Source organism: Flammeovirga sp. MY04 (assembly GCF_001682195.2).
Classification (GTDB): Bacteria; Bacteroidota; Bacteroidia; order Cytophagales; family Flammeovirgaceae; genus Flammeovirga; species Flammeovirga yaeyamensis.
Genome location: NZ_CP003560.2, coordinates 3,454,102 through 3,466,193 on the forward strand (window position 1 = coordinate 3,454,102; position 12,092 = coordinate 3,466,193).

Sequence of the window (12,092 nt, forward strand, 5' to 3'; positions counted from 1 at the left end):
AGTCGTGATACACAAAAGTAACTTTTCCACTTGTGGAAAAACATTAGTCGAGGTAAAAAAATCATAGTATAACAAAAGTAGCTGATACAGTAAAGCACATCAATACCCAAAAGTAGGTATTTTTACTTATGCAATTCTTCGTATAAATCAATTACCCAACTAAAAATCAACGATTTAATATTTCTAATTATTTATTTAATGAATATTTAAGAGTTATGATTAAATTATATCAATTGCTTATTTTTGTCTCTTTAATCACATAAAAAAGAAAATGGAACAAGCCTTTATAGTCGGTATCACCGGCGGAAGTGGATCTGGAAAAACTACTTTCATTAAAAATCTTACCAAGCTCATTGGAAAAGAAAACGTATGTACTGTTTCTCAGGATAACTACTACATTGATAAAGACAAACAACCTGAGGACAAAAAAGGGATTAAAAATTTTGACACTCCTTACTCAATTGATCTAGAGAAATTCTACCAAGATATCACCAAACTTAAAAATGGTGAAGAGGTACAAATTCAAGAATATACTTTCAATAATGCTAGTGCTACTCCAAAGATGCTCACGTTTGTTCCAAAGAAAGTGATTATCCTTGAAGGTATCTTCGTATTCCACGACCCAAGAGTGTTAGAAATTATCGATTTGAAACTATTCATTGAGGCAAAAGCACACCTAAAACTAAGTCGTAGAATCAAAAGAGATAACGTGGAAAGAGGGTACGATATCAACGATGTTTTGTACAGATATGAAAATCACGTGATGCCTGCTTACGAGAATTATATCAAACCACACAAAGAAAATGTGGATATTATCGTAAGAAATGACAGAAATTTCGATGTTGCACTAGATGTTGTTAAAACATTCTTGCTTGGAAAAATTTAAGGGTTTAATTTTCTGATTGAATTTTTCATTACAGGAAACTATGCCCGAAGGAAAATATGCTATTATTGGCCTAGGTCAGTTCGGTTCCTCTGTTGCAAGAAACCTTGCAGGATTGGGAGCCGAAGTGATGGCCATCGACAGAGAATTAGAACTTGTCGATTTAATTAAAGACGACGTTGCTTACGCCGTTGCGCTAGATTCTACAGACGTGAAGTCGCTCAAATCACAATCTATTACCGAAATGGATGCTGTTTTGGTGGCTATTGGCGAAAATGTAGAAGGTCTATTACTCACCACCGTTTTACTTCTCGAAATGAAAGTAAAACGTATCATTGCTCGTGCGATGAGTGAACAACAAAAAGTGATTTTACAAAAACTTGGCGTGACCGAAATTCTTCTCCCCGAAGATGAGGTGGGTAAAATGACTGCAGAAATGATCCTCAATCCAGAGATACAATCTTTCATGCAGCTTCCCGATGAACACGAAATTGTAGAAGTTTTAGCTCCGAAAAGAACAATTGGTAAGTTTATTGATGATTTAGATCTAGAGGGAACTTTTAATGCAGAAATTATTGCATTAAGAAGAACTCATGAAGAAGTAAATGCATTAGGTTTCGTAGAATTTAGAGATCATTTGATACGACATCCCAAAGAGGTCAATTCTACCATTCAGAAAGGTGATAGACTCGTTATTCTTGCTAAAAAAGCTGATATCCAAAAGTTCATAGATATCAATAATTAATTTGGTACTTTCGTAATATGCATTACTGATTTTTTAATTTAATAGACCCACTAGATAGGTAAACTTATGAATAAATTTTTAATTACCGGCGGTGCTGGATTTGTACCAAGTTCCATTGCTGACCGTTTATTAGAAAACCCCAATAACTTTGTTGTTTGTGTTGATAACTTCCTCACAGGCGAAGCTTGGAAGGTACCTGATCATCCTAACTGTAAATTTATTAAGTGTGATGTGAATCGCTATGAAGAAATAGCGGCGATCATGACTTCCTATAAATTTGACTTTGTATTTCATTATGCAGCGGTTGTTGGTGTGAAGAGAACATTGGCCAACCCTGTATTGGTGTTGGAGGATATTCAAGGTATTGAAAATGTCTTGAGGTTATCAAAAAATACGGGTGTAAAAAGAGTATTCTACTCATCATCATCAGAAGTATATGGAGAACCTGTTCATTTACCACAACACGAACATACTACTCCACTAAATTCACGTTTACCTTATGCTATCGTAAAAAACGTGGGTGAGGCCTATTGCAAATCATTCAAACAAGAATTTGATTTAGATTATACTATTCTTCGTTTCTTCAATACGTATGGGCCAAAACAAAGTACAGACTTTGTAATGTCTAAATTTATTGATGCGGCATTGAGAAATGAACCTATTACAATTTATGGTGATGGGTCTCAAACAAGAACATTCTGCTTTATTAAAGACAATGTTGATTCTACAATCAAAATGCTTGAAGAGAATTTGATGGTTAATGATGTAATTAATGTTGGTAATGATCATATCACAAGTATCAAAGAACTTGCGGAAATCATTATTGAGACAACAGGATCTTCATCAGAAATTGCATACCTAGATCCGCTTAAAGAAGGTGATATGACAAGAAGACAACCTGATATTGAAAAAATGAAAGGTATTCTTGGTCGTGACCTTACACCCTTGAAAGAAGGTTTAAAATTGGTTATTGAAGCGAGAAAGAACCTTCTAAATAAAGGAGAATTGGTATAACATAAATTGAAAAAGGCTTAGTTTCACAATGATGAGACTAAAGCCTTTTTTCTTATATTTAAAAACTTAACAACAAGTTGAATTATCACAACAGTTACTAAAAATTCCTTCTTTTATTTCTTCATTTGTTATCGTAAATTTTGTTTCGCCACCACAGCAATTCTCGTCTTTGCATTCCTCACAATCACATTCGCAGATACAATTACCGTCTTTATCGCATTTGCAAGTACAAGTTGCATCTTTACACTCTTCACAAGTACATACACAATTTCCTTGAGCGTCTTTTTCGCAAGTGCAGTTATATTTTTCGCAACATTCTTTGATAGATTCTTTCATGACTTTGTATAGATTTTAAACCCGAGTTAAAACTCAAGTGCTAAGCTTTGCTGATCAACTTCACTTAATGATTAAATGATTTTCACACTAAGAGACGGGCTTTTTTAAAAAAGACGCAGGAAAAAGAAAAAAAATTAATTTCTATCCGAACAACACTCATTATCTCCTTGATTATCAACACAACATGTCTCAAAAGATTTTTTTAACTGGTCGCGCCCACGTTGCACTCTAGACTTCACTGTAGAATAAGCCAAACCATTTTTCTCAGCATACTCTTTTTGAGAAATATTCTCGTATGTAATTTTTAGAATAGCATCTTTATAATCTTCCGGAAGTTCAAGAATAAACGGACGAACACATTCTTTGCAATATCTTTCGTCTTCTGGACTATCTTCTATGAAAAATTGATTTTCCATCCCTTCCACATCTTTAAAAAGCAATTGCTTCTTTCTGTAGTAGTCAATAATGGTATTTCTAGTCAATTGATAGACCCAACTACTCAGTTTTTTTTCATCTTTTAAATGATCTAGATTGCTATGGATCTTTATAAATACATCCTGAAGAATATCATCCGCTACAGAAGTATCATTTACTTTAAATTTGATAAACCTGTGCAAATCACCTTTGAATGTATTCCATACTTGTTGTGTATTCATCATGTCTTTATGTATTCTAAATCGACGAAAAATTATTTCTTGAATAGATAGACGAATAAACTATCAGAAAGACGCAATAAATAGAAAGTTTTTTGATTGGTGAAATTGAAAAGGGTAATAACTCTTAAATAATCAATTGATTATAATTAAAAAAGGCTGTCATTTTACTGACAGCCTTTTCTATTTATTTTTTATAAAGTTGATATACTTCGTATTCTGATAATGCTCTATCATATACTCTATATTCGTCCATTGAGCCTTTATAATATTTAGTTAAAAGACCTGTTGAAGGAAATGCTCTTGTTCTACCAATTTCTAATGGGTAAGAATTACCTAACAACTTATTTGATTCTATTTCGTGTCGACTAATTTCAAAGCCATTAATATAATTTACCCATACTTCACCATCATACGTAGACACATAATGCACCCATTTATTTGGTTCATCATCATAAACAAATCTAGTATCGAGCCACGAATAATCTTGGAAGTTAATTGTCCATCCAAAACCTCCATAAGTTGGATGATACTTACTTCTAGTAAAGTAACCTATTACTTGATCCCTATTTCCATCTTCACTCACATAATAGTCAGGGCTTTGATTAAAGAAACCTACATATTCAACATCAAAATTGTCAGGTTTTAACCAAACAGAACATGTGAATTTTTCATAGTCTTTTACTAATGAATTACTCATTGAAATGTATTCATCGACTCCATCAAAAGAAATTGCATTATTTTCAACACCATCTCTATCTGTTGAAAACTGTACATCTCCATAAGAAGTAAATACATGATTATTTGTACTAGAATCAGCAACAACTCCTCCGTCAAAAGACAAATAAAGCTGTAAACCTACTTTAAAATAATCAACTATGTTGAAGGTAAACGAAGAATAACCAAACTCTTCTAATGAAGCTAATTGAGCATCAATTACATCTAACACAACAATAGTAGACTCTTCACTCTCTACATTAAATAGATGTGGAAGAGGAGTAGTTACAAAATTTTCAAAGTCTGAACCTACTTTAGGAGTTAAGTAAATAATAGAGTTACTATCATCAGTTACAAGGAATTCAGTCACTGAAAAATCTCCCCCTGGCAATTCCAATTCTTCTGAAATGTAAGAGCCATTAGAATTATACAATTCTAATGAAGTTAAGTTTTTAATCTCATCACCATCTTGTTCTATAGAAACAATTACTTTAGTTGGTGTCAAAGAATCTCTTGACGAACTGTCAGTAACATCAAATGAAAATGATACTTTTTGGTTTGGATTAGACGTTTCTTCTGAGCAAGAAAAAAGCAAAGACATTAGGGACACTAATGTCATAATTTTAATAAAATGAAATTTCATTGTTTTTAGTAAAAAGTTAAAGCTAGTCTGTATAGCATAAAAAAATGTTCACTTAAAAGATTAATTTAAAAAAGTAGTTATAATCTTTTTGAATCGAAGGCAAATACAGTAATTTATTTAGACTTACAAAATACTTATGATATAATATTTTATGTAACACGCTTTATCTAATAATAATCAAAACAAAAATCTATATGTTTATATTTTTTACTATGTCAGAATAAAAAAACCTAACCAAAAATTCATTTGATTAGGTTTTTAAATTACTGGTCTACTAATTTCTTTTCTTATTTACCACGCATCACGTTCACTATTCTCTCAGTTAACGTTAACATTACTGGTACTACCACCAAAGTAAGGAAAGTAGCGAATGTTAAACCGTAAATTACGGTCCATGCCATTGGTCCCCAAGTATCTGCGTTAGGTCCACCAAAATAGATATCGGCGTTAAAGCTTTCGAATAAGCCAATAAAGTCGATGTTCATACCGGTAGCTAAAGGAATCAAACCTAATACGGTAGTAATTGCTGTTAACAATACCGGACGTAAACGAGTAAAACCTGCTCTCTGAACACATTCGATGTATTCTTTAAATGGAAGACGATCGTCTGGATCTATACCCATTTTTTCCTTCTTCGCTGCTTCAAGTTGATCCGCACAGTCGATCAAAACAATAGCGTTGTTTACTACAATACCTGCCAATGAAATGATACCAATACCTGTCATGATAATTACAAATGATGAATTCGTTAAAATCAATCCAAGTAATACACCAATTAAACTGAACAATACAGATATTATAATAATGAATGGTTTTACAAATGAGTTAAATTGTGATACTAATATCAAGAAGATAGCACAAACGGCAATCATCATTGCTTTCAATAAGAAGGCCATTGATTCTGCTTGATCTTCTTGCTCACCAGTAAATTTATATTTGTATTGAGAAGGCATTTTATAATCTGCCAATAAAGTCTTTACATTATCTACAACCTGTTGAGCATTGTAACCTTCAGTGATGTTTGAACTAAGTGTTACTACTCTTTCCAAATCTTTACGCTTGATTTCTCCAACTGTAGTACTATAATCCATAGCAGCTACAGAAGAAACTGGCACTTGATGGAATTGTCCTTTATTATCTCTAAACGTAATTCTTTGATCTTGTAAAGTAGATAGATCATATCTATACTGATCTTTTAATCTCAATTGAATTGGATAATCATCCTCTCCATCTTTAAATTTAGATACTTCTTGACCGTAAATCGCAATTCTCATGTTATTGGCTAACATACCCGTAGAAACTCCAAATCTTCTGGCTTTGTTTCTATCGATGTTCACTAATAACTCCGGCTTACTTACAGAAATATCAATGGATAATTTATCTACACCTTCAATATCCGATTGCTCAATCAATGCCTTCATTTTGTTGGCTTCATTGATCAATACTAAATATTCATCACCTGATAATTCGATATTGATAGGCTTACCTGTTGGAGGTCCATTCTGATCTTTGTCCGTTACGATTTCAACACCTGGGATTTCTTTAGCAATTTGCTCACAAAGTGCTTTCACATCTTTAGAGCTTAAATCCCCTCTTTCTTCGTAAGGAACAAAACCTACTGCAATACGTGCTCTGTTTGGTGTTACAGTATTACCTGCTCCATCTTGAGGATCGTTTGTGTTTTCACCAACATTACTTACAATAGATTCAATAATTGATTTATAAGGAACTAGCTCTTTATATAAACGTTTCTCTAAATCTAAAGCAATTTTATTCGTTTCTTCCACATCTGTACCTTGAGGAGCCTCCACATACATGTAGACATATCTAGGATCAGATCCAGGGAAGAATTCTATTTCTACGTTACCAGAACCTAATCTAGCACCAAACCACATTACGGAAAGAACTAAAAAGATCACGTTACCACCAAGAATAAAGAATGGTCTTTTCCCTTTTAGAGCGTAGTTTAAGGTTTTAAGATAAACTGACTCTAATCTTGCAAGGATAACATTCTGGAATAAATAAGCTAAACGTTTTAAAAGGATACCATCTACTAAAGCGATGAATGCACCAACCATCAAAAGGTTTCCTAGTAAATAAGTTTCTCCTACAAAATAACCAGGAATAGCTAATCCAAATAGTACTAAACCAACAGTTACCTTAGTTTTATTGATCGTTTTATATGCATCTGCATCATCCACTTTCATGTAACGATAAGCGATCACTGGGTTGATCACTAAACCAACAAATAGAGAGGATGTCAATACGGTAATCAAAGTAATCGGTAAGTATTTCATAAACTCACCCATAATACCTCCCCAAAAAGCTAAAGGAACGAATGCAGCTAATGTTGTTGCTGTTGATGAGATAATGGCTAATGCTACCTCACCAGTACCTTGTTTAGCCGCTTGCTTACTCGACAATCCTTGTTCCCTCAGTCGGTAAATGTTCTCGATAACTACAATAGCGTTATCCACCAGCATACCTAAGGCGAGAATCAATGCGAATAATACTACCATGTTGATGGTCACTCCCATTACACTCAAGATCAAGAATGAAAGGAACATCGACATAGGAATAGCAACACCTACAAACAAGGCGTTTCTTAGTCCCATAAAGAAAAGAAGTACCATAACCACTAGAATCATACCCGAGATAATTGAGTTTTCTAGGTTAGTTAATGAGTTCTTCATCTCTTTCGATTGAGACTCCGTGATCACAATATTTAAGTTGGGAGGTAAGTAAGACGATTTTGCTTGCTCTAATAATTCATTGATTTTATCAGTTGCAGCAATTAAGTTTTCTCCACCTCTTTTTACTACTTTTAATGATACTACTGGGTAAGCTCCCTTATCAGAGAAATCAGATGTTGCTAAACGAGCATATGATTTTCTTTCCACATAACTATCTTCAACATCTGCAATATCTTTAAGGTAAATCGTATTCTGATCTTCAGATTTGACAATAACATTTCTGATTTCCTCTACTTGCTTAAACTCACCGTCAACGCGCAATGCTCTTCTGAAACCATTACCCATTTTCACATCACCACCAGACATAGTAACGTTCTCTCTTGATATCGCATCCGAAATATCTGAGAAGGCCACTTGCATGGCGTCCATAGAATAAAGATCTGCATTAATTTGAATCTCTCTTTCTACAGAACCTGTGATATCCACACGAGATACCTCACGGAATTCTTCTAAATCATCTTGTAGATCTTCTGCATAATCTTTCAGTTTTTGAATTTCAAAATCACCTGAAAGGTTAATTACCATAATTGGAATCTCTGAGAAGTCCATTTCCTGAACATCTGGATCTTGATCCAAGTCGGTTGGTAATTCACTTTTGGCTTTATCTACAGCATCTTTAGTGTCCTGAACAGCTTTTGATGTTTCTACATCTTCATTAAATTCTACCGTAATTACAGAAAAATCTTGAGCAGAAGTTGAGATAATCTCCTTTACTCCTTTCATTGATTTCAATTCCTTTTCGATAGGTCTCGTAATTAAAGATTCTATATCTACAGGAGAGTTACCAGGGTGCATTGTTCTAATATACACCATTGGTATCTTGATCTCTGGAAATTGCTCTTTGGGCATTCCGATATACGAAGCTAATCCAAACGCAGCAATAATGATGGTCAAGATAAAAATCGACGTACTGTTATTGATCGACATAGAACTTAAACCAAATTCTTTTGATTTTTCGTCTTGCTGATCGTTACTATTTTTATTAAAATTTGACTCCATATCCATTATTTAGATTAGATTTTATAGTCTACAACACGAACTTCCTCTCCTACAACTACTTCAGAGTAACCTTTATCAATTACTACCATACCCGCAGAAATTCCTTCGGTAATCATTGTTTTACCTTTGTATGATTTACCTGTTTTGATTTCAACTTTTTTCACGATGTTTTTCTTACCTCCATCGTTAGTTAAAATGTAAGTGAAAGTTTCCCCTTGAGTATTTTTTTGAACCAAGTTAGAAGGAATAGCGACAGCGTTGTCTTTAGAGTAATCATTAATAGTAACTACTGCCATTGTATTTGGTTTAACATCCAAACCTTTTTCATTCATTTTCATTCTGATTTTGAATGTTCTGTTTGTTTGGTTAATAGTCTGACCAACTACATTTACTTTCATGGCTTTTTCGAAATCAAGCATAGGGAACTTTACGTTTACCTCATCCCCTTTCTTAACATCACGGCTATATTTCTCAGAAACCTCTGCAACTACTTCAACATTATTGATATCTACCACTCTAGCGTATGGCTGTCCAGCAGGTGCCATCTCTCCTTCTTTCATGTAAATTTCATCAATTTTACCTGAGATAGGTGCAATGATATATCCTTTAGCTTCTTGCTCTTTTAAACTAGCCAATTTAGCCTCAAGAGATTCTTTATTATTCTTAGCTTGTAAATACTGTACTTCAGAACCAATATTTTGTTCCCAAAGCTTACTTTGCTTTTCGTACATGATATCAGCTAATTCAAGGGATTTCTCTACTTCTTCAATTTGCTTTTGAAGAATCTCAACATCCAATTTTGCTAATCTTTGTCCTCTTCTAACATAAGCACCTTCTTCGAAAAATCTTCTTACGATACGTCCTGTAGTTTCTGGAGCAACTACTACGTTTCTGTTTGAGATTACGTCGCCAGGAACATCTACAAAGTGACGGAAAGTGTAAGCTTCTACATTAAATACTGTTACAGGCTTAAGTACTACTTTACTTTCTTTCGGACCTTCAATTTCTTCAATTTTTGTTTCAAGATCCTTTATTTCTTTTTCAAGTTTCACCAAAGCATCTTGCTTTTGATGAAGCTCTTTTTTCTTGTCTTCTAGTTCATTACCACCACAAGCAACCAATACACCTGCAAGTGAAATAAGAGCAATACCTTTTTTATATTTATTCAATAACATGATTATATCTATTTCTTGTGATTATTTTCCTTTATTATGTTTTTGCAACGTTTCCTCATCTTTAGATTTATCCTCGCTTTCGATGTAGTTTAACAAACGGCCATTCGCTTTTTCGAAGGCTAATTTTGCTACCAAAACATCATATAAAGAAGTATAGAAACTGTTGGCTGCTGTTTGATAATCTTGAGCAGAAGTCGTAATTTCTAAAGAGGAACCTACCCCGTTTTTGAACTTCACTTGAGTATTCGTGTACACCTTGTCAGCTACATTCATATTCTTCTCTTGTAAGTTCAAAGTAGAAAGATTTGTTTCGTATGTAATTCTAGATTGTTCTTGTTCGATAGAAATCTGACGTTCTAAATCAGTTTTTGTATTCTGTAACTGTTGGCCTTTTAATTTCTTTTGCTCGATTCTTTTTGATCTGTTGAAACCATCAAAAATCTTCCAAGAAAGAGAAACTCCTACAGATAAGAAATCTCCAGTAAGCCCATATAAATCAGTAAACTGAGTACTTGCTGTATTGACACCATAATTACCAAAAGCATATAACTTAGGCCAATATTCAGCTTTTGTCGCTCTAATATCAAAGTTATTCAACTTGATATTTGTCATCATGATTGAATATTCAATTCTTCTAGATGCCTCTGCTAAATCTGTTGGAGTGACAATAAAATCTCTGAAGTCTTCTAAAGATTGAGCCAATTGAAGAGGTGCGTTGATATCCATACCCATTTGAAACTTCAATAGCTTTTTAGCAATAATCTGAAGTTGTTCTAATTGTGTTTGTTGGATAAGTATACTGTTATAAGTTACTTCAATTCTATTGAACTCAATTTCTTCGACCATACCCGCTTCGTAAGTCGCTTTCGTTTCGTTGTAAAGATCCTCTAGAATTTCTTTATTTCTATTGATCAACTCAAGGTATTCTTCTTGAACTAAAACATAATAGTAAGCTTGAGTAACTGCTTCTACTACATCAATTTTTGATCGAATCAATTCTTTTGCAGAAAGTTCATTATATACTTTCGCCGCTTTTACACCGATAAAGAAAGTACCATCAAAAAGTAATTGATTAGCAGTTAACTGAACATTTGATAAAAATGGAGTACCGAATTCTAAACCGATAGTTTCATTAGGATCTCCATTCGGGTCAAAAGTGTTTCCAGGTACATACGATTTTTGAATTTTCGCATTATTAATCAGCTGACCTTCCATATCAATTTGAGGAAGACCCATTGAGATAATTTCACCTACTTTTGCTTGAGAAATTCCTTGCTCGATAACAGCATTTTTGATTGTACCAGTATTGGCAAATGCATAATCAATACAATCTTGGAGATCCATCATATCTCCTGTCTGATTAGAGTCTGTTTGTGCTATTAATTGAGATGTACTAAAGAACAGAGTTAGTACAGTGACCCATTTTAAGGCCGTTGTTTTCATATGTTTGATGATTGAGATTCGTTGATAAAATTTTTAAGATATTTATCTAATAGTAGTATTCCTTCTGTCGTAGCGATTCCCCTTATAAAGTGCTTGAACATTTCTAGCTGTATAGTTTCTACACTATATTTTGAATGATCGTACACACTTGTATCCAATGCTGTTTCTAATTGCCACATTCTCATAGAAACTAAGAGTGGGACATTGATATCTTCCAAAAAGAATTTTTCTTTAATTCCTTGGCTCATGATTTTTTCCATTGAATCAAAAAAACAACCCTTCTTATGACATTCGAACTTTCGATACATTTCTGGATAAAATTTCTTTAAATCCATAAATGTCAAAGGATTGATATCTTTTATTCTAGTGAAAAAGAAAAAGAATATACTAGCCAATTTAAAAACGCCGTCTAATGATTGATCATCCGTTACCTTATCTACATATTCTATATCCTCAGTAATATGATGTTCAATAGAAGAACTTATCATTTCTTCTTTGTCCTTAAAGACGTTGTACAATGTTTTTTTTGAGATTCCCAACTCGTTAGAAATCCCCGACATAGTGACTCTTTTTATACCATAAGCCTTGAACTGCTTTCTGGCTTCATCAATGATTCTGATTTTAAGTTGATCAGTGGTCATTGTGTCTGAAATGAGTTAAATTTTAGTGAATTATTGAGATGAATAAATGTACTATTGTAAAATAAATGAACAATCGAAACATAATAATTA

Annotated in this window: 10 protein-coding genes; 3 read left to right on the plus strand and 7 right to left on the minus strand. The window is 33.4% G+C overall.

All coding sequences use genetic code 11. From position 1 onward, the window contains the following. The first annotated feature begins 271 nt into the window (after nucleotides 1-271). The 3 genes from udk to MY04_RS13795 all read left to right on the plus strand — a co-directional run bounded on the left by udk (nucleotide 272) and on the right by MY04_RS13795 (nucleotide 2,642). On the plus strand, nucleotides 272-886 hold the full coding sequence (udk, locus tag MY04_RS13785) for a uridine kinase (protein ID WP_066210432.1): 615 nt from the start codon (nucleotides 272-274) through the stop codon (nucleotides 884-886). A 40-nt stretch (nucleotides 887-926) separates the two neighbouring features. Further along, the gene (locus tag MY04_RS13790) at nucleotides 927-1,628 is read left to right on the plus strand and encodes a potassium channel family protein (protein ID WP_066210434.1); all 702 of its coding nucleotides are present in this window, start codon (nucleotides 927-929) and stop codon (nucleotides 1,626-1,628) included. Nucleotides 1,629-1,694: 66 nt separating this feature from the next. After that, a complete protein-coding gene (locus tag MY04_RS13795) occupies nucleotides 1,695-2,642 on the plus strand; it encodes an NAD-dependent epimerase/dehydratase family protein (RefSeq protein ID WP_066210436.1) in 948 nt (315 codons plus the stop codon). Nucleotides 2,643-2,708: 66 nt separating this feature from the next. Here MY04_RS13795 and MY04_RS13800 read toward each other — a convergent pair whose 3' ends face one another. The 7 genes from MY04_RS13800 to MY04_RS13830 form a co-directional block, all read right to left on the minus strand. Continuing rightward, nucleotides 2,709-2,978, minus strand: a complete 270-nt coding sequence (locus MY04_RS13800) for a hypothetical protein (RefSeq protein WP_158297702.1) — start codon at nucleotides 2,976-2,978, stop codon at nucleotides 2,709-2,711. 134 nt (nucleotides 2,979-3,112) lie between these two features. After that, the gene (gene sigZ, locus MY04_RS13805) at nucleotides 3,113-3,637 is read right to left on the minus strand and encodes an RNA polymerase sigma factor SigZ (RefSeq protein WP_084005883.1); all 525 of its coding nucleotides are present in this window, start codon (nucleotides 3,635-3,637) and stop codon (nucleotides 3,113-3,115) included. A 181-nt stretch (nucleotides 3,638-3,818) separates the two neighbouring features. Further along, the gene (locus MY04_RS13810; RefSeq protein WP_084005884.1) at nucleotides 3,819-4,991 is read right to left on the minus strand and encodes a LamG domain-containing protein; all 1,173 of its coding nucleotides are present in this window, start codon (nucleotides 4,989-4,991) and stop codon (nucleotides 3,819-3,821) included. Between the two features lie 287 nt (nucleotides 4,992-5,278). Next, entirely contained in the window at nucleotides 5,279-8,743 is a 3,465-nt protein-coding gene (locus MY04_RS13815) for an efflux RND transporter permease subunit (protein WP_066213307.1), read from the minus strand. 14 nt (nucleotides 8,744-8,757) lie between these two features. Continuing rightward, a complete protein-coding gene (locus MY04_RS13820; RefSeq protein ID WP_066210440.1) occupies nucleotides 8,758-9,918 on the minus strand; it encodes an efflux RND transporter periplasmic adaptor subunit in 1,161 nt (386 codons plus the stop codon). Between the two features lie 21 nt (nucleotides 9,919-9,939). Next, nucleotides 9,940-11,361, minus strand: a complete 1,422-nt coding sequence (locus MY04_RS13825) for a TolC family protein (protein WP_066210443.1) — start codon at nucleotides 11,359-11,361, stop codon at nucleotides 9,940-9,942. Beyond that, entirely contained in the window at nucleotides 11,358-12,002 is a 645-nt protein-coding gene (locus tag MY04_RS13830) for a TetR/AcrR family transcriptional regulator (protein WP_066210445.1), read from the minus strand. Before MY04_RS13830 ends, MY04_RS13825 begins: the two co-directional genes overlap by 4 nt. Nucleotides 12,003-12,092 lie beyond the last annotated feature (90 nt).